At 58.3% G+C, this 26,984-nt stretch carries 22 protein-coding genes; 7 read left to right on the top strand and 15 right to left on the bottom strand.

The features are described from left to right. Positions 1-11: 11 nt before the first annotated feature. The 6 genes from ACS5RD_RS16595 to ACS5RD_RS16620 all read right to left on the bottom strand — a co-directional run bounded on the left by ACS5RD_RS16595 (position 12) and on the right by ACS5RD_RS16620 (position 8,112). Positions 12-230 (bottom strand): DUF6500 family protein, encoded by a 219-nt coding sequence (locus ACS5RD_RS16595; protein WP_054009070.1) that lies wholly within the window; start codon positions 228-230, stop codon positions 12-14. Further along, positions 230-1,624 carry a dihydrolipoyl dehydrogenase gene (lpdA, locus tag ACS5RD_RS16600; RefSeq protein WP_489928317.1) on the bottom strand — a complete coding sequence of 465 codons (1,395 nt, stop codon included), beginning with the start codon at positions 1,622-1,624 and terminating at the stop codon, positions 230-232. The genes ACS5RD_RS16595 and lpdA overlap by 1 nt, the downstream gene beginning before the upstream one ends. Before the next feature lie 75 nt (positions 1,625-1,699). Continuing rightward, entirely contained in the window at positions 1,700-2,287 is a 588-nt protein-coding gene (locus tag ACS5RD_RS16605; protein ID WP_054009068.1) for a DUF924 family protein, read from the bottom strand. 63 nt (positions 2,288-2,350) lie between these two features. Further along, a complete protein-coding gene (locus ACS5RD_RS16610; protein WP_489928318.1) occupies positions 2,351-3,583 on the bottom strand; it encodes an MFS transporter in 1,233 nt (410 codons plus the stop codon). 87 nt (positions 3,584-3,670) lie between these two features. Then, on the bottom strand, positions 3,671-4,702 hold the full coding sequence (gene queA / locus ACS5RD_RS16615; RefSeq protein ID WP_489928319.1) for a tRNA preQ1(34) S-adenosylmethionine ribosyltransferase-isomerase QueA: 1,032 nt from the start codon (positions 4,700-4,702) through the stop codon (positions 3,671-3,673). Then, positions 4,699-8,112, bottom strand: a complete 3,414-nt coding sequence (locus ACS5RD_RS16620) for a YhdP family protein (RefSeq protein ID WP_489928320.1) — start codon at positions 8,110-8,112, stop codon at positions 4,699-4,701. Before ACS5RD_RS16620 ends, queA begins: the two co-directional genes overlap by 4 nt. 141 nt (positions 8,113-8,253) lie before the next feature. On the opposite strand from ACS5RD_RS16620, the gene ACS5RD_RS16625 reads away from it, so the two are divergent. From ACS5RD_RS16625 to ACS5RD_RS16645, 5 genes are all read left to right on the top strand, one after another. Continuing rightward, positions 8,254-8,715, top strand: a complete 462-nt coding sequence (locus ACS5RD_RS16625; RefSeq protein WP_489928321.1) for a peroxiredoxin — start codon at positions 8,254-8,256, stop codon at positions 8,713-8,715. Continuing rightward, complete coding sequence (locus ACS5RD_RS16630; RefSeq protein WP_489928322.1) at positions 8,715-9,476, top strand: ferritin-like domain-containing protein; 762 nt, start codon at positions 8,715-8,717, stop codon at positions 9,474-9,476. The genes ACS5RD_RS16625 and ACS5RD_RS16630 overlap by 1 nt, the downstream gene beginning before the upstream one ends. A 211-nt stretch (positions 9,477-9,687) precedes the next feature. Then, positions 9,688-11,016, top strand: coding sequence for a DUF5930 domain-containing protein (locus ACS5RD_RS16635; protein ID WP_489931397.1), 1,329 nt, complete (start codon positions 9,688-9,690; stop codon positions 11,014-11,016). Then, positions 11,006-11,515, top strand: a complete 510-nt coding sequence (locus ACS5RD_RS16640; protein ID WP_054009063.1) for a bactofilin family protein — start codon at positions 11,006-11,008, stop codon at positions 11,513-11,515. Before ACS5RD_RS16635 ends, ACS5RD_RS16640 begins: the two co-directional genes overlap by 11 nt. Before the next feature lie 21 nt (positions 11,516-11,536). Further along, a complete protein-coding gene (locus ACS5RD_RS16645) occupies positions 11,537-12,991 on the top strand; it encodes an MFS transporter (protein WP_489928323.1) in 1,455 nt (484 codons plus the stop codon). Here the strand turns inward: ACS5RD_RS16645 and ACS5RD_RS16650 are convergent. The 6 genes from ACS5RD_RS16650 to ACS5RD_RS16675 all read right to left on the bottom strand — a co-directional run bounded on the left by ACS5RD_RS16650 (position 12,975) and on the right by ACS5RD_RS16675 (position 20,795). Beyond that, positions 12,975-13,748, bottom strand: a complete 774-nt coding sequence (locus ACS5RD_RS16650) for a DUF2189 domain-containing protein (RefSeq protein ID WP_489928324.1) — start codon at positions 13,746-13,748, stop codon at positions 12,975-12,977. The two genes, ACS5RD_RS16645 and ACS5RD_RS16650, sit on opposite strands and share 17 nt — an antisense overlap. Positions 13,749-13,853: 105 nt before the next feature. Next, positions 13,854-14,981, bottom strand: a complete 1,128-nt coding sequence (gene prfB / locus ACS5RD_RS16655; RefSeq protein WP_054009061.1) for a peptide chain release factor 2 — start codon at positions 14,979-14,981, stop codon at positions 13,854-13,856. Between the two features lie 69 nt (positions 14,982-15,050). After that, positions 15,051-17,600, bottom strand: coding sequence for a penicillin-binding protein 1A (locus ACS5RD_RS16660; protein ID WP_489928325.1), 2,550 nt, complete (start codon positions 17,598-17,600; stop codon positions 15,051-15,053). A gap of 130 nt (positions 17,601-17,730) precedes the next feature. Beyond that, positions 17,731-18,939 (bottom strand): N-acetylmuramoyl-L-alanine amidase, encoded by a 1,209-nt coding sequence (locus tag ACS5RD_RS16665; RefSeq protein WP_489928326.1) that lies wholly within the window; start codon positions 18,937-18,939, stop codon positions 17,731-17,733. A gap of 37 nt (positions 18,940-18,976) precedes the next feature. Beyond that, complete coding sequence (locus ACS5RD_RS16670; protein ID WP_489928327.1) at positions 18,977-20,131, bottom strand: pyridoxal phosphate-dependent aminotransferase; 1,155 nt, start codon at positions 20,129-20,131, stop codon at positions 18,977-18,979. Between the two features lie 106 nt (positions 20,132-20,237). Next, the gene (locus ACS5RD_RS16675) at positions 20,238-20,795 is read right to left on the bottom strand and encodes a recombinase family protein (RefSeq protein ID WP_489928328.1); all 558 of its coding nucleotides are present in this window, start codon (positions 20,793-20,795) and stop codon (positions 20,238-20,240) included. 798 nt (positions 20,796-21,593) lie between these two features. Between ACS5RD_RS16675 and ACS5RD_RS16680 the strand changes: the two genes are divergently transcribed. Beyond that, positions 21,594-22,265, top strand: coding sequence for a hypothetical protein (locus tag ACS5RD_RS16680; RefSeq protein ID WP_489928329.1), 672 nt, complete (start codon positions 21,594-21,596; stop codon positions 22,263-22,265). Between the two features lie 131 nt (positions 22,266-22,396). On the opposite strand, the gene ACS5RD_RS16685 is transcribed toward ACS5RD_RS16680, so the two are convergent. Together ACS5RD_RS16685 and ACS5RD_RS16690 are read right to left on the bottom strand one after the other, a co-directional pair. Continuing rightward, positions 22,397-23,272: an SHOCT domain-containing protein gene (locus ACS5RD_RS16685; RefSeq protein ID WP_489928330.1), complete on the bottom strand. Its 876-nt coding sequence runs from the start codon at positions 23,270-23,272 to the stop codon at positions 22,397-22,399. Between the two features lie 106 nt (positions 23,273-23,378). After that, positions 23,379-24,572: a tyrosine-type recombinase/integrase gene (locus ACS5RD_RS16690; RefSeq protein WP_489928331.1), complete on the bottom strand. Its 1,194-nt coding sequence runs from the start codon at positions 24,570-24,572 to the stop codon at positions 23,379-23,381. Between the two features lie 312 nt (positions 24,573-24,884). Between ACS5RD_RS16690 and ACS5RD_RS16695 the strand changes: the two genes are divergently transcribed. After that, positions 24,885-25,631, top strand: coding sequence for a DsbA family protein (locus ACS5RD_RS16695; RefSeq protein WP_489928332.1), 747 nt, complete (start codon positions 24,885-24,887; stop codon positions 25,629-25,631). Positions 25,632-25,760: 129 nt separating this feature from the next. Here ACS5RD_RS16695 and ispG read toward each other — a convergent pair whose 3' ends face one another. After that, positions 25,761-26,891 (bottom strand): flavodoxin-dependent (E)-4-hydroxy-3-methylbut-2-enyl-diphosphate synthase, encoded by a 1,131-nt coding sequence (gene ispG, locus ACS5RD_RS16700; RefSeq protein ID WP_489928333.1) that lies wholly within the window; start codon positions 26,889-26,891, stop codon positions 25,761-25,763. Positions 26,892-26,984 lie beyond the last annotated feature (93 nt).

A 26,984-nucleotide genomic window follows, 5' to 3' on the forward strand; every position in this document is an offset into this window, starting at 1 on the left:
CCGGCAAGATTTTACAGCCCCGCCAGAATCATCGCCTTGATCCGGCTGGCTTTAACAAAATGGTCCAGCTTATGGGTCTCAATCCACCAGGTTGCGGCCTCCATCAAGGCTGCGGGATCGTGGTTTTTATTGGCAAAGAACGCGTAGAACGACAGCCCAACGCCGTCGCCCTTCTGCGCAATTTTAGCATCACAAACCGCCAGCACCTTTTGTCGCAAGGCGGCGCGCATCACATATGCAGGGCGCGGCCGTAAGCGTCCAATACGGATTCGTGCATCATTTCCGACAGAGTGGGATGCGGGAAGACGGTGTTCATCAGGTCTTCCTCGGTGCTTTCCAGCCCGCGTGCCACCACATAGCCCTGGATCAGCTCGGTCACTTCGGCACCGATCATATGGGCGCCCAGCATCTCGCCGGTTTTGGCGTCGAAAATGGTTTTGATGAAACCCTCGGCCTCACCCAAAGCAATCGCTTTGCCGTTGCCGATGAAAGGGAAGCGGCCGACTTTTATATCATAGCCAGCTTCTTTGGCTTTGGCTTCGGTCAGGCCGACGCTCGCCACTTGCGGGTAGCAATAGGTGCAACCGGCGATGGAGTTCGGCTTGATCGGATGCGGATGTTTGCCCGCGATCAGTTCGGCCACCATCACGCCTTCATGGCTGGCTTTATGCGCAAGCCAAGGCGCGCCTGCGATGTCGCCGATGGCGTAAAGGCCAGCTACGCCGGTGCGGCAGAATTCATCGGTGACGACATGGGTGCGGTCGATTTTGGCTCCCAAGGTTTCAAGCCCAAGGTTTTCGATATTGCCGATGATGCCGACAGCGGAGATGACGGTGTCGAACTCCTGCGTCGTAGTGCCTTTGGCGTCTTCGAGATGCGCCACCACTTTGCCTAGTGAGCGATCCAGTTTCTTCACCGTGGTTTTTTCTAGAATCTTCATGCCCTGTTTTACGAAGGCTTTTTTCGCGAAGGCGCTGACTTCGGCATCCTCGACAGGCAAAACGCGGTCCATGACTTCGACGACGGTGGTATCCGCGCCCAAGGTGTTGAAGAAGCTGGCGAATTCGATGCCGATGGCACCCGAGCCGATCACCAGCAGCTTTTTCGGCATCCGTTTGGGCTGCAAGGCGTGGCGGTAGGTCCAGACCAGATCGCCGTCCGCCTCCAACCCCGGCAATTCACGCGCACGGGCTCCGGTGGCGAGGATAATCGACTTGGCGGTCAGTTCATCAACGCCCTTGTCGGTTTTCACCGATACCGTCCCGGCTTTCGGCAGGGTGGCGGCGCCCATGAACACGGTGACTTTGTTTTTCTTCATCAGATGGCCGATGCCGCCGGACAGCTGTTTGGCGACCCCACGCGAGCGGGCGACGACGGCGTTCAGATCAAAATCCAGCCCGGTCACCGACAGGCCAAATTCCTTGGCGCGGTGCATCAGATGGAACACCTCGGCCGAGCGCAGCAGCGCCTTGGTCGGGATACAGCCCCAGTTCAGGCAGATGCCGCCGAGGTTTTCACGCTCGACAATCGCCACTTTCAGGCCAAGCTGGCTGGCCCTGATGGCGGCAACATAGCCCCCCGGACCTGCGCCGACCACGATCACGTCAAAATTTTGAGCAGCCATCTTTCCCTCCTCCGAAAAAGTAGTTTGCCATTAAACTATTTTTAAAACTCCAGCAACATTGGCGGTGCTGCAGGCCTATGCGCTGGCTGCATGGCTGGCTTTCAGCGCGTTGACCACCGCGCCATAGCCGCCAGAGGCAAGAAATTCGGTCTCCTCAGGCGTGTTTTCTCGGCCCAAAGCCGCGTTGCGGCTGGGGAAGCGGCCAAAGCGGGTGATGATTTCGCGATGCGCTTCAGCGTGCAGCGCCATGTCTGGATCTGAAGCCAGACGTTCGGTCAGCAGGGCCACCGCTTGATCTTGGTCGGCCAATTCCTCGGAATGCTCAAACGGCATGTAGAAAAATTGCCGCTCGGGTTCAGGGGCATTCATATCCCAGCCCTCGGCCACAGCCTTTTTCGCAGCCGCCAAGGCCTGTGGGTCGGTGGCGAATGCGCGGGCGGTGTCGCGGTGCATGTTGCGGGAAAACTGATCGCACAGGATCAGATAGGCCAGCGTGCTGACGGTGCCTTCGACCCAATGCTCTAGTCCGCCGTCAAACGCGGCTTGCCAGATTTCGCTGAAATGGTCGCGGATGGTGGCATCAATCTCGTCGCCGCCCGCATACCAGCCGTCGGGGCCGATCTCGCCCAGCCAGAAGTCGAGAATCTCAATCGGATCAGACATAAGCATCCCTCTTTGCAGCAAGGTGGCAGGTTCACAGGACCACCGCAACCGCTTTGGAGGCCGTCAGCGGCGCGGTTCTTCTTGCTCTTGCAGGACTGCATCCACTGCCAGCGCCGACACGGTCGGCGTCAGGCCCGCGTAGGTGTTGGTTTGCACCGGGGCCACCCGCTTGGTCATCCGGTAGCCCGCATAGCCTGCAAGGGCGGCAAAGAAGCCGCCGATGATCAGGAAATAGCCTTTCGGGCCAATCGCGCTCATCAGCCAGCCTGCCAGCAGCGGGCCAAAGATCGCACCGAAGCCGTTGAGAAAGATTAGCCCCGCCGAAGCGCCGGGCATTTCCTCTTTGCTGAGGTAGTCGTTGGTGTGGGCAATCAGCAGCGAATAGAGCGGGTTGATGATGCCGCCCAACAGGGCCGCCACCAGCACCTCCAGCGTGAACGGCAACGGCACGGCGGCGGCAACGGCCATCACCACGGCCCCGGCGGTGGACATCCACAAGATCAGCACGCGGCGGTCGGCACGATCAGACAGCCAGCCCACCGGGTATTGCAGCACAAGGCCGCCGACATACATCGCCGCCACAAAGATCGCGATCTGGCCGATCGTCATCGCCGACATCGCACCATAGACCGAGGCCATCCCGAACATCGCGGCGAACACCCCCCCTGTCAGCAGCATCCCGGCGCAACCAAGCGGCGAGGTGCGGAACAGTTGCGCAAAGCTCATGCGTTTGATGGTGGCGAAGGTTGGCGCGGGGGTGTCAGCGAGCAGGATCGGCATGAAAGCCAGCGAGACGAGAACCGAGGGGATGATGAACAGCCCAAAACCGCTGGGGTCGCCCATCGCCAACAGGCCTTGGCTGGCGATGATGCCCAGCATCTGCACGATCATATAGGCGGATAGCGCCTGACCACGGGTTTCGTTGCTGGCAGTGTTGTTCAGCCAGCTTTCGGCGGTGACATAGATGCCCGAGAAACAAAAGCCGATCAGCACCCGCATCACCGCCCAAGCCTGCCAATCCAGCATCAAGGGATACAGCACCAGCACGGCGGAAATCATTGATCCTAGGGCGGAAAAAACCCGCACATGACCAACACGGCGGATCATTTCGGGGGCCATGCGGGAACCGCCGAGGAAGCCGAGGAAATAGGCCGACATCACAATCGAAAGTTCAAAGGTGCTAAAGCCTTCCAGCGCGCCGCGGATGCCCAAAAGCGAGCCTTGCACGCCATTGCCAACCATCAGCAGCATGACGCCCAGTAATAGGGGCCAGGATTGGGCGAGGACTTTCAGCATCGAAGGCTCCGGTTTCGGCGGCAAGATAGCATGGTAAACCTTGCTGAGTGATTTATTTGCGACATGAAACACCCGTGGCGCGGCAGGCTAGGGAATCAACAAAGACGCATCGCCGTAGGAGAAGAAACGGTACTCATGACCCACCGCATGGGCATAGATCCGGTCCATCCGCGCCTTGCCCATCAGGGCCGAGACCAGCATCAGCAGGGTCGACTTCGGCAGGTGAAAATTGGTCATCAGCGCATCGGCGACGCGGAAGCGGTAGCCGGGGTAGATGAAAATGTCGGTGCTGCCCTCCCACGGCTCCACCCTGCCCGAAGTTGCCGCCGATTCGATCAGGCGCAGGGCGGTGGTGCCGACCGGGATCACTCTGCCACCTGCGGCTTTGGTGGCGTTGATCTCAGAGGCTGCCTGTGGGCTGACTTGGCCCCATTCGGCGTGCATTTTGTGGGTGGTGACGTCTTCGACTTTAACAGGCAGGAAGGTGCCCGCGCCGACATGCAGGGTGACTTCGGTGAACGCCACGCCTTTCGCCGCTAAAGCTGCCAGCAACTCCGCGTCGAAATGCAGGCTCGCGGTGGGGGCGGCAACCGCGCCTGCATGGCGGGCGAAGACGGTCTGGTAATCGGTGTTGTCTTGCGCATCAGCGGGGCGTTTGGCGGCGATATACGGCGGCAGCGGCATCGCCCCGGCGGCATTCAGCGCGGCGTCGAAATCATCGCCGGTGAGGTTAAACTCCAGCCGCAGATCGGTTTCGGATTTGGCGGCGACAGTCGCCGAAAGCTGATCGGAAAATCGGATCACCTCGCCGATATTGACCTTGCGCAAAGGTTTGGCCAGCGCGCGCCAGCCTTGCGCTTGCGGTTCCAGCAAGGTGATTTCGACCTTGGCCACCGCCTCACCGCGCTGTCTGTGGCCGAACAGGCGGGCAGGAATGACGCGGGTGTTGTTCAGCACCAAGCGATCACCGGGACGGAAGATGTTGATCAGATCAGAGACATGCAGATCCATGATCTGATCGCCCTGCGCCAACAGCAACTTAGCTGCCGTGCGGGGCCGTGCCGGGCGAGTGGCAATCAGCGCCTCGGGCAGATCAAAGTCAAAATCCGACAGCTTCATCCGCCACTTCCTTCTGTGCCTTTGCTGCCGATCACCGGCGCGGGGCTGCGGAAGATCTCGCGGAACATCCCCGGCGTCAAGATCGACAGCGGGTTTACACTAACCTGCGGATCGGTCGCCGTGCCGCTGAGCGCATAGTTGAAGCCAAACAACCCTTCGCCGCGTTTCGTCAGAATCGATCCAATGCCGTTCAGCATATAGATCGGTGAGATCGTGCCCTGCATGAACAACTCGGCGCTGGAGCTTTTATAGACACCCGCCATCGACACCCCCAAGGATGCACCGATTGCCGAGCCGTGATGCACCTGTATAGCATTGGGCGTCAGCAGGAAGGCGGCCTCAACATTGTTGAACAACAGGCCCTCGCCGTTGAGCTGCTCCAGTATCCCCACCACCGAGATGGCGTTCAACAGCTCTGCCAGCACATTGGTGTTGCGCACCCGCAGCGCGCCCATTTTCACCACTCCGTCATAGCTGCCCGCCTCGGGGCGGGGTTGCAGCGTCAGATCCAAAGAGCCACCCCGCGCCGAGGCGAAAATGCCCGCCGCCGCCATCACCGCCCCCGCATCATCCGACAACAGCCGCACCGCCGTGCCGTTGCGGGCAGGCACCACGGTGCCTTTCACCTGCGCTTTACCGTTGACCCCGGCGATGAAATTGCCGTTCAACCCGCCTGTCAGCGAGAAATCACCCCGGAAGCTGTTCAAAGCGATGCTCTGCGACACCTGCAAACTGTCCAGCCGCAGGCTCAGCGGGCTGCCCCCCGACTTGCCGCTGGATTTGCGCTCAGACGCCGAAGGCATCCGGCGCATATCCACCGATCCCCCCGTCACCGCCAAGCCCACCGATTTACCCTGACCGCGTCCGCGAATTTCCACTGGCGCATCCAGCCAATCGCCCAAGCGCACCCGGTTAAACTTCGCCACATCAAGGCCGCCGCCTGGCTTCATTGTGACCGAGCCCGAGGCATCCAGACCGCTCGCCTTCAGGCTGATGCTTTCCACCAAAGGCGGCTTGCCCAGACGAACTTCGGCGGTCAACTGGCCCTTGGCGGCTTTCGGCTTCGACCAGCCCACCTCGGGGATGGTCAGACCGATATTGGCCAGATCGGACACCAGCGAAAGATGCCCCGGTTGGCCGCGCACCAGATCAATCTTCACCTGCCCACGCCCCTGCCCCGATACCATGCCATCCGGCAGGCCCAGACCAAACTCCGAGGCGGTTTTCTGCGATAGCGTGACAGCGCCTTCGATGCGGGCCTTACCCTTCTGATCCAACGCGAAGCCTTGGCGATAGGTCACATCAAACGGCACAGCCCCGATCTGGCCCGCGCCCGCAATGGTCAGACCGGTGGTATCTGCAGAGACCGCCAAACTGTCCGCAGTGATCTTGCGCCCCGGCACCACCGTATCCGACGAAAATCCCGAAACCGTGCCCGCCACCTGATATTGCACATCTTTCAGCGCGATTTTCTTTTGCAGCGGCATCTTCAGATGCGTCTCAATCGCCGCAGTGCCCTGCCCCAAAGTCACCGGCTGGTCGGCTTTCGACATGAAGTGAAACGGCGGTTGATCCAGCAGCGACAAAGCGGCGGTCAGGCTGGATTGGGTTTTCAGGGTGATCTCTGCTGTGGCGGGGCGCTTGGTCACATCGGGGATGGCGAAAACCGAGCCTGCGACGTTGATCTCACCGCCCTCTGGTGGCGTTACCGTACCGCTCGACATCACCATCGTATAGGTTTGCCCGTCGACCGAGGCATAGCCATCGCCCGCCTTGATCGGTGGCAAGGTCGCCAGAAACCGCACATCGGCGTCGTTGAAATTATAGCCCAGATGCAGGCGCGGAGCAGCGCCCGGCTCGATCCGCAACGCCGCGCGCACGTCGGTTAAAGAGCCGCTGAGCACGTTCTTATCGACCCAAAGCCGGGTATTCGGCAGCAACGTCACCGGCCACAGCGCCACCAGTCGATCATGCTGGATCTCATTCAGCGCCAGATCAATCGCCGCGCGCCAGCCCTGCTGATCGGCGCCAATCTTCCCCGAAGCCGTCAGCCGCCGCCCGGCCTCGGTCAGCGCCAGTTGACCGATCTCGACCGAGAACGGCTGCAAGCGCATCCGCGTGTCCAACGCACCATGGCTGAACTCGACCGGCTCTTGGAACAGGCCCTCGGGGTCAATCATCACTTGGCTGAACTCAAGCTGGGTGAGATAGGCATCCGGCACTTCGCGGGCCAAGGGGCCGAGGATGCGGCTGCCATTGGCGCGGATCATATAACTGTGGCCGGAGGCTTTCACCCGCAACGTCGGGCTTTGCACCGAAAGTGCTGTCAGGTCCATCCGACCTTGTTCGGGCACAAAGCGCATCGCCATGCTGGCACTGTCAAACGTGATCGGGCGGGCTTCCGGGCTGGGCTGCAACGCGCCTTTGCCGAAGCTTAAGCTCGCCTCCAGTGCCGCGACACCTTCGGCGCGCAAAGTGGTGTGAATCTCGCCCGAAATCGGCGCATCCAGCAGCCCGGCCCAAGCAAAGGGGGCTGCAAGGGCCGCGACATCCTTGGCCGCCACGCCGTCAATCTGCGCCGAAATCCGCGCCTGATCATCGGTCTTTTGCGACACGATGGTCAGCACGGCGCGCGCAGGCGCAGCACTGCTGATCAGCGACAAGCTGACCTCTGCCGCGACTTCCGTGGCACGGTTTTCCAGCTGCAAGCGGCCATCGCCCAGATCAAACTGCCGGCCCGAGCTTTGATCTTGCAGCGTCAGGGTCAGCGCCTCGGCCTCAATCGTGGTCAGATGGGCGGCGGCGGGGCTGGCAAAGGCGCGGTCCACCGCATCGAAAAGTTCGGGCAAGGTGCGGATTTTCGGCTGCATCTCAGTGCCGCCGAGCGAAAGGTCAAAATTACCATCGCGGTCACGGGTGACTTGCAAGTGCGCTCCGACGATTTTCAGGCTGCGGGCGCGGAATTGGCCGTGCAGCAAAGCGCCGGGGTCCAGTGTGACGCGCAGGTCGGGGAGTGTCAGCAGGGCTTGGTTGTTGGCCTTGAGCAAGCGCAGATCGTCAAGGCGCAGCCGGGGCACCCAACCCTCGACGGTGATCTCAACCCCGCCGATGGCGATGGCGGCTTCCGGCAGGGCCTTGGCGATGGATTTGTTGGCGCGCTGTTCGATCTCGGCCACCACCCAAGTCGGCATCGGGATGGGTTTGCCGGACAGGCCCAAGATGCCAAAGATGATGCCGAAGATCAGCGCCAGACAGAACAACCGCCCGCCAAGCCCGGTGCGGTGGCGTTTGCGCGGTTTGGACGTGGTCGCAGCAGGTTGCGCGGAAGGCGCAGACGCATCAGCAGCAACCGACACAACGGGGGCGGCGACCGGATCGGCCCCTGCCTCGTTCTGCGGATCACTCGTCATCTCTGCCGTCGCCTTTCCAAATGCCCGGCGTTTGCCACCGGTGCCGTCTCTCGCCGTCCAATTCCTGAGGGCTTGCCTTTATCTTTGCCCAAAGGCAACTAGATCGCAAAGGGTTGATCCCCAAAAGGCAAGGAGCCGCGCATGATTGAGATTGGCCAAACCGCCCCCGATTTCACCCTACCCCGTGATGGTGGCGGCACCGTCACATTGTCAGAATTGCGCCCCAGCCGCGTGGTGCTGTTCACCTATGGCGGCGACGGCACGCCGACCTGCACCAATGAGGTGATGGATTTCAACGCGTTGCAGGCGGAATTTGCCAAAGTGGGCTGCGTGGTGTTGGGGCTATCGAAGGATACGGCGGCCAAGCACGACAAATTCATCGCAAAAATGGGGATCACTTTGCCACTGGCCTCGGATGCGGGCGGTCAGGTGATGCAGGATTGGGGCGCGTTTGGTGAAAAATTGTTCTTCGGAAAATTGGTGCAAGGTGTGCTGCGCTCGACGTTCCTGATTGAAGCGGATGGCACGCTTGCCCGCGTCTGGAAGGTGGACCGGGTCAAGGGCCATGCTGCCGAGGTTCTGGCGGCGGTGCAGGTGCTGTGATGCAAACTTTGGCCGAAATGGCGGTCGAGGTGCTGACCACCGCCGATGGCCGCGCGAAAACCGCGTTGTCGCATGCCCATGCCGCCCGTTGGCGCGCTGCCCGGGCGGCGGGTACGCCGTTAGCCGTAGGGCAAGCCAGCCCCCCGCAGAGCCCTGCTCGCCCCGAAAAGCCCGATCTGCTGAACCCGCGCGAGGTGCCGCGCCGCCGCGCCGGCTCGCCTTTGGGCCGCATCGCCTTGCTGCATGCGGTGGCGCATATCGAGCTCAACGCCGTCGATCTGCATTGGGACATCATTGCGCGGTTTACCGACACCCCGATGCCGTTGGGGTTTTATGACGATTGGGTGCAGGCGGCGGATGACGAATCCAAGCATTTCAATCTGCTGTGTGATTGTCTGGAGGCGATGGGCAGCTTCTATGGCGCGATGCCCGCGCATGCCTTCATGTGGCAAGCCGCCGAGGATACCGCCGCAGATCTGCTGGGCCGCCTCGCCGTGGTGCCGATGGTGCTGGAAGCGCGCGGCTTGGATGTGACGCCGGGGATGATCGCTTTGTTCACCCAAGCCAAAGAAACTCAAGCCATCGCCGCGCTGAACACTATCTATGCCGAGGAAGTGGCGCATGTGGCCTATGGCTCGAAATGGTTCAACTGGCTCTGTGGCCGTGCCGGGGATGATCCGAAAGAGATATTCCACACGCTTGTACGCAAGTACTTCCACGGCAATCTAAAGCCGCCGTTCAACGAAGAAAAGCGTGCCTAGGCCGGGTTGCCGCCCGATTTCTACTGGCCACTCGTCGATCAGGCTTAAGATTTATCGGCGGAATCTCGCCGATGCTGGCGAGTTTCCGCCCCGGTTCCCCCCGCTTTGGTCAAATTTGTTGCGACTGGGCCAAGCGCTGGCTAATCAGGCAAGAGCCCGGCAAATGGGCACCCCACCGCCCTTTGTGCCTAAAGAACCGGAACATGCCGCTGTGCTGACACGCCTCACCTATCGGATTCACACCACGTTGGAGCGGTATCTGCCGGAACAACGTCTGTTTTTGAAATCCGACACCGAGACGCGCTTCATCCGTCTGCGCCCCAGCACGCAAGCGATTGCTTTGGTGTTCGGCTCTTTGGCCTTGGCTTGGACGATTCTAGCGACGGCGGTCCTGCTGCTGGATTCCATTTCGGCAGGCACCTCGCGGCAGCAAGTGGCGCGCCAGCAGGCGCTTTATGAACAACGGCTGAACGATCTCTCCGCCGACCGCGATCTGCGCGCCGATGAGGCGGCTTCGGCGCAGGGGCGGTTTAACCTCGCTCTCGCACAAGTGTCCCAGATGCAAGCACGGCTGCTGGCCTCGGAAGACCGGCGGCGTGAGTTGGAAACCGGCATAGACGTGATCCAGAACACCCTGCGCGGCGTGATCAAAGAACGCGATTCTGCGCGCGATCAGGTGGCCTCGCTGTCCACCGCCCCCACGGCGGGCCGGACTGAGGCCGAGAAGCTCGCCGATGCCGATGCCACGCTGGAAATGATGACCGCCAGCTTGGGCGAAACCGCGCAAGCCCGCGATGTGATGCAGACCGAGGCCGAGAAAGCCGATGCGCGCACCGCCAAAGTGACCCAAGAAAAACAACAGCTTGAAACCCGGAATGACGCGATTTTCGCGCAGCTGGAACAAGCGATGAATGTCTCGGTTGACCCCTTGGACAAGATGTTCCGCGCCGCAGGCTTGTCGCCGGATGATCTGCTGTCAGCCGTCCGCAAAGGCTACAGTGGTCAGGGCGGGCCTTTGACACCGATTTCGCTGTCGACCTCGGGGCAAGCGGCGTCGATGGATGAAATCCGCGCCAATGCGATCTTGAAAAGCCTTGATAACATGAACATGTACCGCATCGCCGCCTTCAAAGCGCCGTTCGGGATGCCGGTGAAAACCGCTGTGCGCTACACCTCAGGCTTTGGCGGCCGCGATGATCCGCTCGGCAGGGGCCTGCGGATGCATGAGGGGCAGGATTTGGCGGGCGATTACGGCGCGCCAATTTATTCCACCGCTGACGGCGTTGTGACTTTTGCGGGCTGGTCAAACGGCTATGGTCGCTTGATCAAGGTCCAGCACGCCTTTGGCATCGAGACCCGCTACGGCCATCTTTCGCAGATCAGGGTGGAAGTCGGCCAAAAGGTATCGCGCGGCGACAGGATCGGTGATATGGGCAACTCGGGCCGCTCGACTGGCACACATCTTCACTACGAGATCCGCATCGGTGGATCTGCGATAAATCCGATGACCTTCATAAAGGCAGCGACCAATGTTTTCTAAAAGCCGCATCAACGAACCGGGCCCCAAGGCTGGCGAGAGCGATAAACCCAAAGCCCCGGAGGCTCCTGTGACCAAACCCTCGATGGAATTTACCCCTTCGGCGCCGAAGGGCAAAGTGGCGGCCTCTGTGCTGTCCGCCGATCTGACCGTGGTGGGCAATCTGCGCACCACCGGTGATATTCAGGTCGAAGGCACGGTTGAAGGCGATATCCGTGCGCATTTGCTGACCGTGGGCGAAACCGCAACCATCCGTGGTGAGATTGTCGCCGATGATATCGTCGTCAACGGCCGGGTGATTGGCCGGGTGCGTGGGCTGAAAGTGCGCCTGACCTCGACCGCCAAGGTTGAAGGCGACATCATTCACAAGACCATCGCGATTGAATCGGGTGCGCATTTTGAAGGTTCGGTGCAGCGTCAGGATGATCCTTTGTCGACCGGGCGCGTAGCAGCCCCGACCAGCCGGATCGTGCAAGCTCCGGCCTCCAGCGAAGAATCCTAAGTTCTCGCACAAGTGTCCAAGATGGAAATGACAGCACGGGCATCGGGGGAAACCTTGGTGCCCGTTGCCATTTGTGCGCCCGAACACCGGCGGGCGATCCTGTGGGCGGCGATTTTGGCTTCTTCGATGGGGTTTATCGACTCGTCGGTGACGGCCAACGCCCTGCCTGCGATGCGCGCATCTTTGGCGGCGTCGTTGCCACAAGCCCAATGGTTCAGTGGAATTTACCTGTTGGCGCTGACCTCGCTGATCTTGGTCGGCGGCGCGTTGGGCGATCGCTTTGGCACGGCGCGCGGCTTCGGCTTGGGGATTATTCTGTTCGTGGTCAGCTCGTTAGGCTGCGCTTTGGCGATTAGCCCGACGGGGATGATCGTGGCGCGCGGCTTGCAAGGCGTGGCGGCGGCGCTGATGGTGCCGGGCTCGATGGCGATCATTGGCCGCGCCTTCCCGCGCGAAGAACGGGGGGCGGCGCTGGGGTTGTGGGCGGCGGCGTCGATTGCGACGGCCTCGGCGGGCCCGATCCTGGCGGGGCTGTGTTTGATGGTCGATCCGGTCGCCGGATGGCGCTGGATTTTCGCGTTGAACCTGCCGCTGGGCGGGGTGTCGTTGTGGCTGCTGGCGCGGTTTGCTTTGGCAGACAGGGGGCGCCCGGGAGTGCCGATTGATTTCATCGGGGCTGCTCTGGCCACCTTGGGCTTCGGATTGGTCGCCTATGGCCTCAGTACTGAGACTGGAGAATCGCTGGCACTGATGGGGTTGGGCTTTGTGATCCTCGCCGGGTTTCTGCTGTGGGAGGCGCGCTGCCCTGCTCCGATGATCCGGCTGAGCATGTTCCGGGTGCGCAGGTTTTCCACCATCAACCTCGCCACCTTCCTGCTCTATTTCGCGGTGACCGGGATCGGGTTTTACCTGCCAATGACCGCCGTTTCAGCCTGGGGCGCGGATGCTTTGGCGATGGTGGCGGCGTTCTTGCCGGGGGCGTTGATGATCGCCACCCTTTCGACGCGGATGGGCAAGCTGGCAGATCGCATTGGCCCTGCACCGTTCTTGGTGGGCGGTGCCGTTCTGGTGGCTTTGGCGCAAGGCGGCTTGGCGATCACCGCGCATGAAGCTTTGTATTGGACCCGCGCCGTGCCTTTGATGTGGCTGTCGGGGTTTGGCATGGCGCTGCTGGTGGCCCCATTGACCACCGTGGTGATGACGTCCGCTAGCGACGCCGATCAGGGGGCTGCCTCGGGGATCAACAACGCAGTTGCACGGGCCGCAAGCCTGCTGGCGATTGCGCTGATGGGGCGGATGGCGGCAGCGGGATATGGAGCGATTGGGCCCGAGACTCCGGGATTTGGCGTGATAGCCCACGGGCCTGCCCATATCGCGGCGACCAGCCTGGGCTTTGCGCATCTCGCAGCTTTGGCCGCTGTCGCCTCGCTTGCCTCGGCGCTTGTGTCGGCTTGGGGCCTCAGGCGTTCCAACTGACCGCGCGGCGGTAAAGATGCCAACTGGCATGGCCCAGCACGGGCAGCACCACGAACAGCCCCAGAAACCCCGGCAACATCGCCACAAACAGCGCCGCCGCAATGAACGCGCCCCAGCACAACATCACCGCAGGGCTTTCGGTCACCACCGCAAACGAGGTCAGCATAGCGGTGACAAAATCCACCTCGCGCTCCAGCAGCATCGGCAAACTGACCACCGTCAGGCAGAACAGCAGCGTCGAGAACACCGCCCCCACAGCTGTGCCCACCGCCAGCATGGTCAGCCCCGCAGGCGAGGCAAACACCGCCAGCGACGACGACACATTGGTCATCACCGTATTGCCGAGAAACAGCGCGAAAATCATATGCGACAGGAAATTCCAGAACAGAAAGAACACCACGATCACTGCCGCCATCGAGGGGATTTGCCGATCTTTTTGCCGGAAGATCACCAGCAAGGTCTGGTGAAGGTCCCTCGGCAGGCCCGCCTCAAGCCGACGCGAGACGTCATAAAGACCGCAGGCGATGAACGGCCCCAGAATCGGAAAGCCCGCAGCGGCGGGCAATGTCCACCACAGCTGCCCGGTCCCGGTCAGCGCGAAATAAATCAGCCAGCCGCCGATAACGTAGATGCAGGCGAACAGTAGTCCATACTGCGGGGCGGTCCGAAAGTCCTGCCAGCCCGCGCGCAAGGCCGCCGCCAGATCACTGACCTCGACATGCATCACCTCTGGCCTGTCGGCTTGGGCGTGTTCCATGCGTCTCCCCCGCTTTTGATCAGCCTACGCGGGGAGGGCCATTTCAAGAAAGATGTATTTTTGACAAGGCATTAAGCGCTGATCTTAATCTGAGAAGATCAGGACTTAATCCTCGGCATTGGCCTCTGCGCGGGATTTCCCGGCCACGTCCATCGCCAGCGTCGCCGCCATGAACTTGTCCAGATCGCCATCCAGCACACCGCCAGTATCGCTGGTCTCATGCCCGGTGCGCAGATCTTTCACCATCTGATAGGGCTGCAACACATAAGAGCGGATCTGGTTGCCCCAGCCCGCGTCGCCCTTGGCATCGTGCTGCGCGTTGATGCTGGCGTTACGCTTGTCCAACTCCACCTGGTACAGCCGCGAGCGCAAAGCGTTCATGCAGGCCTCACGGTTCTGGTGCTGCGATTTCATCGACGAGGTCACCACGATATTGGTCGGCAAGTGGGTGATACGCACCGCCGAATCGGTGGTGTTGACGTGCTGCCCGCCCGCCCCCGAAGACCGATAGGTGTCGATGCGGATGTCACGATCAGGAATGTCGATCTCGATGTTGTCATCGACCACGGGATAGACCCAGACCGAGGCAAAAGAGGTCTGCCGCTTGTCGGCCGAGCCATAAGGGCTGATCCGCACCAGACGATGCACACCGGATTCCGATTTCAGCCAGCCGTAGGCGTTCAGCCCGGAAATCTTGTAGCCTGCCGATTTGATGCCGGTCTCATCCCCAGCACTTTCCGACTGCAACTCAACCTTATAACCCTTTTTCTCGGCCCACCGCACATACATCCGTGCGAGCATCGACGCCCAATCGCAGGACTCGGTGCCCCCTGCACCTGCGTTGATCTCCAAGAACGTATCATTACCATCGGCCTCGCCATTCAGCAAAGCCTCCAACTCTTTCGCCCCCGAAAGCTCTACCAGAGCTTTCAGCGCCGCCTCGGCCTCGGTGATGATCTCCTCATCGGCCTCAGCCTCACCGAGTTCAATCAACTCGACATTGTCGCGCAGGCCAGATTCGATCAGGCGGTAGGTTGACATCTGGTCCAACAGACCCTGCCGCGCGCGCATCAGCTTTTGCGCCTTGGCGGGGTCGTTCCACAGATCGGGGGCCTCGATCATCGCGTCAAACTCTTCCAACCGATGCGCAGCCGTCTCCCAATCCATCCGCTGGCCCAGAAGGCGCAGCGACTTGGTGATGGCATCGACATTGTATTGCGTCTCGGTGCGCATGGCGGAGTCCTTAACAGATCGTGATTTGGCGGCGGTGATAGCGTGGAGTGGCGGTAGCGGCAAGCGTCGCTAATACAACCCACCCGAGGACAACGTGCCGAAATTCGCCTTCTTCGGCACTGATTTCGTCTGTCCATCCGAGGTGGTCACCGTATCTGAGCCGCCGCCATCGCTTTCACCATTGGCAAACAGCGGCAGGTTCGAGCCCATCGCAAAGCCGCCGTCGATGATTTCGCCCAAGGCAAACAAAGGCTCCTCGCCCTCGCGGAAATATTCGGCAACCACATTGGCCCCCGAAGCATCCGGGCCCAGCAGTGCGCCGGTAAAGCGGTCGATATTCTGGAAATAACCGCCCGGCGGCACTTTGAACGTGGTGCCACCCCGGCGCTTGACCACCTCTTTCATGAATTCCTGAAAGATCGGCACACATAGAGTGCCGCCAAATGCGCCCGGACCAAGCGTGCGCGGTTGGTCAAACCCCATATAGCAGCCCGCGACGGTGTTCGAGGTATAGCCAATAAACCACACATCCTTCGCGTCATTGGTGGTGCCGGTCTTGCCCGCAACCGGAACCGGCAGTTTGACCCCAGTGCCAGAGCCGCGCTGAATGACGCCCTGCATCATCGAGGTCAACTGATAGGCGGTGATCGCATCCATCACGCGTTCGCGGTTGCTGTCGATCTTCACGCCGTCGCCTTTGGGCAGGCGTGGAGAATTACAATCCTCGCATTTGCGCTGATCGTGGCGGTAGATGGTCTTGCCGTAACGGTCTTGCACGCGGTCAACCAACGTGGGTTCCACCCGTTCCCCACCATTGGCGAACATCGCATAGGCGGCGACCATCTTGTACAGCGTGGTTTCCTGGGCGCCCAAGGCATTGGCGAGGAACGGCTGCATCGGTTTGTAAACGCCAAACTTTTCGGCATAGCTCGCCACCAGCGGCATGCCGATTTCCTGCGCGATCCGCACCGTCATCAGGTTACGCGACTGCTCAATCCCGGTGCGCATCGGGGTGGGGCCATAGAATTTGTTGGTGGAGTTCTTCGGCGTCCACAAGCCTTGCGGGGTTTCCACCTCAATCGGCGCATCGACGATGATGGTGGCGGGGGTGAAACCCGAATCCAAGGCTGCGGCATAGACGAACGGCTTGAAGCTGGAACCCGGCTGCCGTGTGGCTTGCGTCGCACGGTTGAACACCGAGGATTGATAGCTGAAACCGCCCTGCATCGCCATCACGCGGCCAGTGTTCACGTCCATCGCCATGAAACCGCCCTGCACTTCCGGCACTTGCCGCAAAGACCAGCGCACGAAATCACCGGTCTTGTCGTCAGTGATCTGGCGCACAAGCACCACATCGCCAACAGAAACCAGATCAGCAGGCACCCGGGCCTTCTTGCCCAGCTTGCCACCCTCAAGCCGCTTGCGGGCCCAAGTCACATCATTGGCAGGAATTTCCTGCGTGCCATCGACCCCCTCTATCCCGACCTCGGCAGTGGTTTCGCCCAAAGACAGCACCACGGCGACATGCCAGCCTGTCACATCGCGCGGCATATCCTTGACCTCGGACAGAGCCTTGCGCCATGCGGCCTCATTGCCCAAAACCTCGGTCGGGATGGTCTTACCCGTGCCGCGCCAAACGCCTTGATTACGGTCGTATTTCTCTAGCCCCCGGCGCAAAGCCACGGCGGCGATTTCCTGCAATTCGGGATCAGCGGTGGCGCGAATAGACAACCCGCCGCCGAAGAATTCTTCCTCGCCAAAGGTGCCCGACAACTGACGCCGAATTTCATCGGTGAAGTAATCACGCGGAGGCAGTGCCTCGCGGAACGCCGGGTAATCGCCGTTCTGCACCGATTTCAGCGGCTCATCCTTGGCCTCGTTGTAGCTGGCCTCGTCGATATAGCCGTTCTGGAACATCTCATTCAGCACATAGTTCCGCCGGGTTGTCAGGCGTTCTTTCTGCGTCACCGGATTGTAATCGCTGGGCGCTTTCGGCATCGAAGCCAAGGTTGCAGCCTCGGCGGGGCTCAGTTGATCCAGCGATTTATTGAAATAAGTCTGCGCGGCAGCCGCCACCCCGTAGGAGTTCTGGCCAAGGAAAATCTCGTTCAGATAGAGCTCAAGGATCTTATCCTTTGACAGCGTTTGCTCCAGCCTAGATGCCAGAATCAATTCCTTGACCTTGCGCTCAACCGACCGCGATCCATCGAGCAAGAAGTTCTTCATCACCTGCTGGGTGATCGTCGAGGCCCCACGGGTGTTCTTGCCGCGCGATTTGATCGCATCCCAAGCCGCCGAGATCATGCCCTGCACGTCATAGCCGCGATGAGTGTAGAAATGCTTGTCCTCGGCCGAGATGAACGCATCGCGCACCAGCACCGGAATATCCTCGATCGGCACGAACAACCGGCGTTCCTTGGCGAATTCGTCAATGATCCGGCCCTCGCCGGAATAAATCCGGCTGATGGTGGGCGGCGAATATTGCGCAAGGCTTTCATGGCTCGGCAGGTCCGCCGAATACATCCAAAACACTGCGCCCAGAGTCAAAGCGCCGAACAACAGACCAAGCGTGATCGTCGTGAAAATGCCCCCGAAGAAAGAGCCGATAAACCTGAGCACGCCTGTCATTCCCGTCAATGCGTCAAGCCCTCTGCCCGCGCACGCGCGCTTATACACGCGGGCGGGCGGAAAGGTCAAAACACTCCGCTGCGATTTTTCAATCCGGGCGAAGTGCTGCCAGTCGTCAAGGCTATTTCAACGGCAAAGCCTGCAGGCCCGCATCCTGCTTGGCCCAAGCCTTCAAAGCCGAAACCAAAGCCTGCGCCATGCTCGCCCGCCATTTCGGATCGTCCAACCGCTTCAGATCACGCGCAGACGACAGGAACCCCAGCTCCAACAAAACCGACGGAATATCCGCCGATTTCAGCACCGAAAAACTCGCCTGCTGCCGGGGGTGGCGGTGCATTTTCAGCCCCTGCGCCTTGATCGCCGCCTCCAACGCCATCGCCAGCCGTTCGGTGCGCGGGCTGGTGTCAGTGCGTGCCATATCCATCAGCACTTCGGCCACCAGATCATCTTGCTGCGAAAGATCAACCCCAGCCAGCAAATCATCACGGTCATGACGCTCCGCCAAAGCTGCCGAGGCCGCATCGCTGGCGTCCGCAGACAGGCTATAGATCGTCGCCCCCACCGCATCACCCTCGGCAATCGCATCGGCATGCAGCGACAGGAAAACATCCGCACCCGCCTGATGCGCAATGGAAATCCGGGTCTCCAGCGGCACGAACACATCCTCGTCCCGTGTCATCACCACGTCAAAACCGCCATCGCGCAGCAATGCCTCTTTCAACTCGCGCGCAAATGTCAGAACCAAGGTCTTTTCGTTCTGCCCGTCGCTCTCAGCCCCCGGATCAATGCCGCCATGGCCGGGATCCAGCACCACCACCAGCTTGCCATCCTTCTTCACCGATGCTGCGGGCAGATCGACAGGCTTTGGCAAGGTCCAATCAGCAGGCTCAGGTAAAGCCGCAAGGGCTGCAAAGGCGGCCTCGGTCGCAGACTCCAACCGCAGATGCACGCCAACAGCGCCGCTGGTGCGCATCTCGGCAGACGTCACCTGCATCGGCCCCGCAAGCTCGATCACCAACCGCGACCAGCCGGGGCGAAACACCCCGGCCCGCAAGGCCACAACCGCTTTGCTGTCCAAGGGCATATCAGCCAGCCCGGTCCAATCCACCTCGCGGAAATCCACCACCAGCCGCGCCGGATCATCGAGCACCCGCACCCGCCACGGCACCGCTTGCGAGAGGCCAAGATCAATCTGCACACCCGATCCCGCGTCTGCAATTTCAGACGCGCCGGAGTTAAATTTCGCCAAACCCGACAATTGCTGCGCCCGACCCTGCCCCGCAAAGGCCAGCGCGCAGATCAGTAAGATAAGACTAAAAAGCGCTTTCATCTTGGCCTAAATATCCCCGCCGGAGGCAAAAAGGAACTCACCTTTGCGCCATATACGCGGCCAATCGCTCCAGCCCTTCGACAATATCCGCCGTGCCGCGCGCATAGGAAAACCGCAAGGTCTGCACGCCCCGCACCGGGTCAAAATCCAACCCCGGCGTCACCGCCACCCCGGCCTTGTGCAGAATGTCGCGCGCAAAGCCCAAGCTGTCGTCGGTGAAGTCGCTGACATCGGCATAGATATAAAACGCTCCATCCGGCGGTGCGATCTTGTCAAACCCCGCGCGCGGCAGACCTTCCAGCATCAACCGACGGTTTTCGGCATAAACCGCACGATTGGCCTCCATCTCCTCGACGCAACCCAGTGCTGCCAAAGCCGCCACCTGCGACACATGCGGCGCGCAGATGAACATGTTCTGCGCCAACCGCTCGACCGTGCGGATATGATCCTCGGGCACCACCATCCAGCCCACCCGCCAGCCGGTCATGCTGAAATACTTCGAAAACGAGTTGATCACATAGACATCATCACTGATCTCCAGCGCCGAATGCGCCCGCTCGCCGTAATGCAGCCCGTGGTAAATCTCATCCGAGACAAAGCTGATCCCCCGCTGATGCGCATATCCGATCAGATCGGCCAAGGCGGATTTGGACAGCATCGTCCCCGACGGATTCCCTGGTGAGGCCACGATCAGCCCCTTCATCTCGACCCCCACCAAATCCTCCGGCACTGGCTGCAAGCGGTTCTCCGCCCGTGTCGCGATCCCCACCGGCTGCAAAGACAGCGCCTTCAAAATCTGCCGATACGATGGATACCCCGGTTCGCCGAGGCCCACCCGATCCCCCGCCTCAAACAACGCCGTAAAGGCAAGCAGGAACGCGCCGGATGAGCCTGCGGTGACAATCACCCGCTCAGGGTTCAGCGTAACCCCATACCAGCGTTGATATAATGCTGCGATCCCCGCCCGCAATTCCGGGATACCAAGCGACACGGTATAGCCCAAAGCCTCGGTCCCCATCCGCGCCGACAGCGCCGCAATCGCGCCCTGCGGTGCCGGAGTGGACGGCTGCCCCACCTCCATATGAATAATCCGCTGCCCCAAAGTCTCCAAGGCGGCGGCTTCCGCGACCATATCCATCACAATGAAGGGATCAACCTGACCGCGCTTTGATTTTGTTAATTTTTCTGACATTTTTATATATACTTCATTGCTGCATGTCTACCTTTGTGTATACCTTAAATTCTTTGCAATATGATCATATTTTCTTCAAACTTATCCTGCCCCCGCTGGGTTAGCCTCATACATCCGCCTTTATCACATTATAGACGCTCGCCCGGCTCATGCCCAATTTTTTCGCAATTTCAGTTGGCCCGACACCCTTGGAAATCAGCTCCTCAATCTCGCCCTTCATGCGCTGGGCTGTCGGTACACGCCCACGATACTTACCCGCCTGCTTCGCTTTCTGGATGCCCTCTCTTTGACGTTCAAGCATGATCTCGCGTTCGAACTGAGCAACGCTTCCCAACAGGTTCAGCATAAGCAGTCCTGTTGGGGTAGAGGTATCAATGTTCAGGGCAAGAATGCGGAGGGATGCACCTTTGGCCTCGATGGCTTTAACGAGCTCGCACATGTGACCCACAGAGCGGGCCAGACGATCCAGCTTCGTGACGACAAGTACATCGCCCTCACGGATAAAGTCTAACGCTTGGGCAAGAGCGTGGCGCTCCTTCACATCTACCGATGAAACTTGCTCGCGGAACAACTTTTCACAACCAGCCGTGATCAGCTCGCGCTCCTGAGCTTCAATACCAGCAATCTGGTCAACGGTAGAAGTGCGCATGTATCCGACGATCATTTTCAGCCTCATTGTATAATATGATTCTAAGACATTGATACACAATATGTCCAAAAATATCAACACCATTCTATTTGTACGGAAAAATTGTAGGTCAGCCGTGTCCAGTATGAGCTTGGTCCATCTATACAGTCAGCCAATCTTAAGGCACAAAATCTTGGCCAACTTATTGTAAACAAATACATATCTGCGATATTTTCTTGACTCTCATCTTCAAGTGTGATATGGTTCTGGTGTGCTAATAATGGGCAATTCAGGCCTGCAAGGCATACTCCCAAGCTCAAGCCTAAACCACTGGTTGCGTGTGCGTAGTCTCGCGCGCTGCCGTAAACCTGCATCACGCAAGTGGCTGGAGCTGATTGAGAAATACGTACTTTCGCGAGCGAGGATGCAAAAAAGTTCGAAGAAATCTGCGCGAATGTGATCCTGGGGTGAACACGCGATATAAATAAATGTGTTCTATCAAGGAGGTAATAGCATGGAGCATCTTCACATAAGGTTGCCAGTAGAACTGAAGTCACATTTGAAAAAGCACTGCCGCGACCAAAATATTGCGGTCACAAGTGCCATCATTACTATGATCGTCAGAGAATTGCGGGAGCGATCTATGACACTGAGCGACGGGGTTACTGACGACAGTGACGCCGCTTTTCTCGGCTTCGTCCTGAGGCAGTAAAGGCAAAATGGGTGGCTCCTGCGGGAGCTACCTGAGCCTTGTAACGCCCATTTTCACATCGTCAGAACGCCCATTTTCAGGGTGAAGGTTAACGCTATCTAAAACATAAAAAGGATAACATATTGAATTATATTAATAAAAGTAAGATAAGATCATTTTGGAAGTACGATCTACGAGATGAATCAATAGCCGCTGCCGTTGCGGGAATGTCTGCATACACTGAACTTGATCGGCGCTGCATTGTCTTTACTATTCATCTTCAGGAAAGAAAAAAACACGACCTTTTGTGTCAAATAATCTTCGAAAAAACTGAAGAATTTCTGGTAAAACTGGGCAAAAAGCGTCGGAGTGCGTCACATAGCGGTATCGCATCTTTCGTTGACGTTAACGGAAGCAAATTTAGAGGTGCTGATCGTGATTTGAACAATGTTCACTGTCACGGGTGCATTTTCATACCTCATGGGATCACCGATCAACAAGTAGACGATCTTGTGATAAGTTTGATCCTAACGACCACGCATTCGCTGCGCTGCGTTGGCGTGGTTAAGGCTGCCCCTTATGCGATCCACTTCGCACGGTTCCAGCGGAAGCTCGCAGGCACAAGCCTGAGGGATTGGGTCGGATACTGCCAGAAAGATGCTACGCGGCTCGATGTAGAAGAAAAAATTGGGGTGTTTATACCCTTCGACAGTCGAGAAGCCTACGGCCTTGAGATCACCAAGAAAATGGAGCGTAAGCGTGACAGGGTGCTGGAGGTGCTGCGAAGCTCAAACAGCTTCAAGGTTTTCCGATAGCCGATGGCAATGCACTGATCCGACAAGCCGCAAATGAAACCGCCAGTCTGGGCCAGTGCTGCTTCAACAGCGCCCGACTTTTCGCTGGGGGCCAACAGCAAGCAGATAGAGGTTGTCGATCTGCTTGTTTCCTAAATTCTTTGAAGCAAATCTTGCCGTTTTGAGTTGTATTCGTCACTTGTAATCAAGTCTTGGTCGAGAAGTTCCTTCAGTTCTTTCAACTTGTTAGAAAGAGACTTATCGCCTTCGGGTGGCATGACTTCAACCTTCGGACGGTTTGGGCGACGCTCGTCCAGCGCCGTGGCAGGATTTTGCTTTGACTGGGCGACGGCCCCGGCAACACCTGCATATTCCCTGAAACGAATTACGTTTGCAGCTTCAGTCCCAGACTGAAGCCGATACCCGTCGGCTATGAGGTTGCGTGCGAAAAGCTTGTTCGCCTGCATAGAGAAATAGATGGTGAACGCTGTTATGAAGATGAAGAATGCGACCATGATCGTAAGAAATTGTTCTGCGGGCATCAGAACACCAAACAGGCGCACGATCTCTTGGTCATAGATACTAACATACTGCCCCGTGAATATGATCAAGTAGTAGAAGACCATGATCGCCGTCATGATGGCAGCTTGGGGATATAACTTCCTAAGCCACAGTGGAATGCCGAAGAAAAACGCAAAAAAGAATGTGGTCCAGCTAAACCCCATTTTGACCTCGGCTGTAAGGCCTGTCTTCGGATGCTCCAAAACCACCATCTTGTCATATTGCAGCGGAGAATTTTCCGAAATATGGTTACCGGCCAGCACATTACTGACTATAATTCCACTTTTAGACTTGCCGAAATCAATGTCAGCCTCGACCGTGATCACACAGTTGGGGTAGAAATCTTCCATGGAACCTTGAAGCAGAGCACCTGAAAAATTTGCAAATACCCCCGAGTCAGTTTTCAAAGTGGCAATATTCTTATTTGTGGGACTGGGTAGCGAAGTCAATGTAGCCAAAAACTGCATCTTGTCACCTAAGTTACTGCAATCGTTTAAGTTTATGAGAATTTCTCTGAGATGCAACATCAAAGAGGCAGTCCTCCAGAAATGTTGCGATTTATGTCAGCTTATGTCACGCCATCATGCCGATTTTTGTCAGATAGTCCTCAACCACTGGCACCATGATCTTGCGCAACGCCTCTAACCGCCCTTCTTTTGATCCGTAGTTCCGGTTACTCGTATCCTTCGCAGCATGTCCGAGGTAAAAATCTTCTATGTTTTGAGGCACTTCCGAATATCTGAAATGGTCTGTTATCGAGTGTCGAAGTGAGTGCGCAGTCAGTTTGCGTTTTCCAGCCAGCTCTTTCGGGATGTGCTTGTTAATCTGCCTTTGGAAAGTCTGAGAAACCGCCGAAACTGTTGACATATCGGCCCAGTAATACTCGCCTTTTCTTGCCTCCATCTTGATAGGAACCGGGATTTTCCTCTCAGAAGCCTTGTTTTTCAACCTTCGCCGTTTGTTTTTCTCGATATTGATCGTGCCAGCAACAACATCTGTACTCTTAAGCCCATAAATCTCATTCAACCTCGCCCCAGTAGCTGCAAGCCAAAGCCATAATTTTTTGTGATCGCCATGAAGATTTTCATAAACCTTTCTGATCACATCAAGCGGTAAAGGATCGCGATTGTTTATCGCGTCCTCCTGTTTTTTGAATCTCACCCCCTCAAGCGGGTTCACAATGCTTGTCGCATTGTCGCTTGTGTAGATCGTGAACAACGTTTTCATCTGTCGAAGGTATGTAAGCACGGTGTTGTCGGCGCGCCCCTTCGCCACCAACATATCCCTGTACGCAACGCCCATATCCTTCGAGAATTTCGGCCCAAAATCTTTGTAAACCTTCTCAAAGTGTAGAAGGTAAGAATTTAGGCTTTTCCGTTCTACTCCCTTGGTCTGACAGTAGTAGTCGACAATTTCGTCAAGCGTCGGGTAGTTCCGCCTGCTGACCGCCTGCGCAGGTAAGCCGCTGGCAATGTTACGGCGATACTCTGCCGCCTTCGCCCTTGCCTCGCTTAGTGAGGCCGCAGCACGTTTCGTTGGCAAGTCGGAACCCGCCAGATCACCCAATGCTTTGACAGCCCCTATCGTGTAGTTGATCTTGCGCGTCTGCATTGTCCGGATGAAAATCCAAGACGCCGCGTTGTTGCGAACCTTGCAGTATAAACAGCCCCCATCAGCGTAGAGCGCAGGCAGTTCCTCGCCTCGCATCACCCTTTCCACGAACTTTTGATTGAGACGGTGCAGCTTTCCTTTCACATATTCAGCCATGTCTACCCTTACGTCTACCTTTTGAAATTTGAGACTATTCAGAAAATACATTACTTTACATATGCTTACAGATCATATTATCTCTGCCGTGAACTCAAATTTATTAACAAAATCAGAAGTTTACTTACATTATCACATAGATTCAGATGCTTATAGCAAAATACATGCACTATATCCATCACAATGAAGGGATCAACCTGACCCCGGCTTGATCTATCCATCACCCTGCCCCTATTGTTGTGCCCAATAGTCCCGCCTACAAGGCGTTCGTCAACCCCGGCCGACCCGTCCGGCCCAGCCCGAGGTTCCCTGATGCGCCTGCCCCTGATTGCCGCCCTGCTGACCTATACCCTTGCCGCCCCCAGCCTCGCCGGAGGCATCGAATCGATGACCGAAGCCGAGCGCACCGCGTTCCGCGCCGAAGTGAAAGCCTATCTGATTGAGAACCCCGAAGTGCTGGTCGAGGCGATGAATGTGCTGCAAGACCGCCAAGCGCAGGCCGAACAGGCGACAGATAAGCAGTTGGTGACCGATCACAAAGCCGATCTGTTCGCCGATCAAGCCTCATGGGTTGGCGGCAACCCGGACGGCGATATCACCGTGGTCGAGTTCATGGATTACCGCTGTGGCTACTGCCGCAAGGCCTATCAAGAGGTCGAAGATCTGGTGAAAGCCGACGGCAACATCCGTCTGGTGCTGAAGGAATACCCGATCTTGGGCGACGATTCCGTCACCTCCGCCCGCTTTGCCATCGCTGTGCTGCAACTGCACGGCAACGACGCCTACAAGAAAGCCCATGACGCGCTGATCACCCTGCGCGGTGCCCCCGATGCCGAAACTTTGGGCCGCCTTGCAACAGATCTGGGCTTTGATGCGAAACCCGTGCTCGACAAAATGGCTTCGCCCGAAGTCAGCGCCGTGATCGCGGCCAATCAAGAGCTTGGCAATAAAATGGCGATCAGCGGCACCCCGACCTTCGTGATCGACAGCCAAATGCTGCGCGGCTATGTGCCCTTGGACGGAATGCAGCAGATCGTCGCGTCCGAGCGGAAAAGCTAAGCCTCTAAAACTTATCTAAAATTATCATCCTCTGTGCTCAAATATCCCACGGAGGAAGCTGCATTGCTGTTTCGGCAATGCAGCGCGGGGGTGTGAAACCGCCGTTCGCCAAATGATATATGCGCAGCCCTAGACAGCTTGAGTTGCTTCAACCTCAGCCGCTTCAATCTCCGCCGCCTTCTTCTCAACCAGTTCGACAATGTGATCGACCATGCCTTCATTGCCCAGCTTGTGATGTTGTTTGCCTGCGAGATAGACCATGCCGGACCCCGCCCCGCCGCCGGTGAAGCCAATATCGGTCATCAACGCCTCTCCCGGCCCATTCACCACGCAACCGATGATCGACAGGCTCAAAGACGTGGTGATATGCGCCAAGCGATCCTCCAGCGCCGAAACCGTCTTGATCACATCAAACCCCTGCCGCGCGCAGGAGGGGCAAGAGATGATCGTCACGCCGCGATGGCGCAGGCCAAGCGATTTCAGAATCTCAAAGCCAACCTTGACCTCCTCGACCGGATCGGCCGAGAGGCTGACCCGAATGGTATCGCCAATCCCTGACCAGAGCAGATTACCAAGCCCAATCGCCGATTTCACCGTGCCAGACACAAGCCCCCCGGCCTCAGTAATTCCAAGATGAATCGGTGCATCGGTGGCCATCGCCAGTTGCTGGTAAGCTGCGGCAGCCATGAACACGTCTGACGCCTTCACAGAAATCTTGAACTCGTGGAAATCATTGTCCAGCAGCAGCCGGATATGATCCATGCCGCTTTCCACCATCGCATCCGGGCAGGGTTCGCCATATTTATCCAGCAGATGCTTTTCCAACGACCCGGCGTTGACCCCAATGCGGATCGAGCAACCATGATCCTTCGCCGCCTGCACCACATCGCGCACCCGTTGCGCATTACCGATATTGCCAGGGTTGATGCGCAGACAGGCCGCCCCCGCCTCGGCGGCTTCGATCGCGCGTTTATAGTGGAAATGGATGTCGGCGACGATCGGCACCGGGCTTTCCCGCACGATCTCGCGCAAGGCAAAGGTGGAACCCTCATCGGGCGTCGACACCCGCACAATATCGGCACCCGCCACCGCACAGCGCTGAATTTGCTCAATCGTTGCCGCGACATCTGTGGTCAGAGTGTTGGTCATGGTCTGCACCGAAATCGGCGCATCGCCGCCGACCAAGACCTTGCCAACGCGGATCTGCCGCGACACCCGCCGTTCGATGTTGCGCCAAGGGCGGATCGGATTATGGGTCATGGCGGGCTCCTTTAAGCTGCCCCTTAGATAGACAAGCCAAAGTCCCGGAGCAACCGCCCGGGGCCATAAGCCGCAACAACTTTGGGTATTTGG

The organism is Cypionkella sp. PAMC25878 (assembly GCF_058135695.1).

Bases quoted from the DNA above. Each gene is read 5' to 3' on its own strand.
- ACS5RD_RS16610 (WP_489928318.1), bottom strand. From the start codon at position 3,583: ATGCTGAAAGTCCTCGCCCAATCCTGGCCCCTATTACTGGGCGTCATG.
- ACS5RD_RS16650 (WP_489928324.1), bottom strand. From the start codon at position 13,748: ATGGAACACGCCCAAGCCGACAGGCCAGAGGTGATGCATGTCGAGGTC.
- ACS5RD_RS16645 (WP_489928323.1), top strand. From the start codon at position 11,537: ATGGAAATGACAGCACGGGCATCGGGGGAAACCTTGGTGCCCGTTGCC.
- prfB (WP_054009061.1), bottom strand. From the start codon at position 14,981: ATGCGCACCGAGACGCAATACAATGTCGATGCCATCACCAAGTCGCTG.
- ACS5RD_RS16605 (WP_054009068.1), bottom strand. From the start codon at position 2,287: ATGTCTGATCCGATTGAGATTCTCGACTTCTGGCTGGGCGAGATCGGC.
- ACS5RD_RS16620 (WP_489928320.1), bottom strand. From the start codon at position 8,112: ATGACGAGTGATCCGCAGAACGAGGCAGGGGCCGATCCGGTCGCCGCC.
- ACS5RD_RS16695 (WP_489928332.1), top strand. From the start codon at position 24,885: ATGCGCCTGCCCCTGATTGCCGCCCTGCTGACCTATACCCTTGCCGCC.
- ACS5RD_RS16640 (WP_054009063.1), top strand. From the start codon at position 11,006: ATGTTTTCTAAAAGCCGCATCAACGAACCGGGCCCCAAGGCTGGCGAG.
- ACS5RD_RS16670 (WP_489928327.1), bottom strand. From the start codon at position 20,131: ATGTCAGAAAAATTAACAAAATCAAAGCGCGGTCAGGTTGATCCCTTC.
- ACS5RD_RS16690 (WP_489928331.1), bottom strand. From the start codon at position 24,572: ATGGCTGAATATGTGAAAGGAAAGCTGCACCGTCTCAATCAAAAGTTC.
- lpdA (WP_489928317.1), bottom strand. From the start codon at position 1,624: ATGGCTGCTCAAAATTTTGACGTGATCGTGGTCGGCGCAGGTCCGGGG.
- ACS5RD_RS16675 (WP_489928328.1), bottom strand. From the start codon at position 20,795: ATGATCGTCGGATACATGCGCACTTCTACCGTTGACCAGATTGCTGGT.
- ACS5RD_RS16665 (WP_489928326.1), bottom strand. From the start codon at position 18,939: ATGAAAGCGCTTTTTAGTCTTATCTTACTGATCTGCGCGCTGGCCTTT.
- queA (WP_489928319.1), bottom strand. From the start codon at position 4,702: ATGAAGCTGTCGGATTTTGACTTTGATCTGCCCGAGGCGCTGATTGCC.
- ACS5RD_RS16685 (WP_489928330.1), bottom strand. From the start codon at position 23,272: ATGCAGTTTTTGGCTACATTGACTTCGCTACCCAGTCCCACAAATAAG.
- ACS5RD_RS16630 (WP_489928322.1), top strand. From the start codon at position 8,715: ATGCAAACTTTGGCCGAAATGGCGGTCGAGGTGCTGACCACCGCCGAT.
- ACS5RD_RS16595 (WP_054009070.1), bottom strand. From the start codon at position 230: ATGCGCGCCGCCTTGCGACAAAAGGTGCTGGCGGTTTGTGATGCTAAA.
- ACS5RD_RS16625 (WP_489928321.1), top strand. From the start codon at position 8,254: ATGATTGAGATTGGCCAAACCGCCCCCGATTTCACCCTACCCCGTGAT.
- ispG (WP_489928333.1), bottom strand. From the start codon at position 26,891: ATGACCCATAATCCGATCCGCCCTTGGCGCAACATCGAACGGCGGGTG.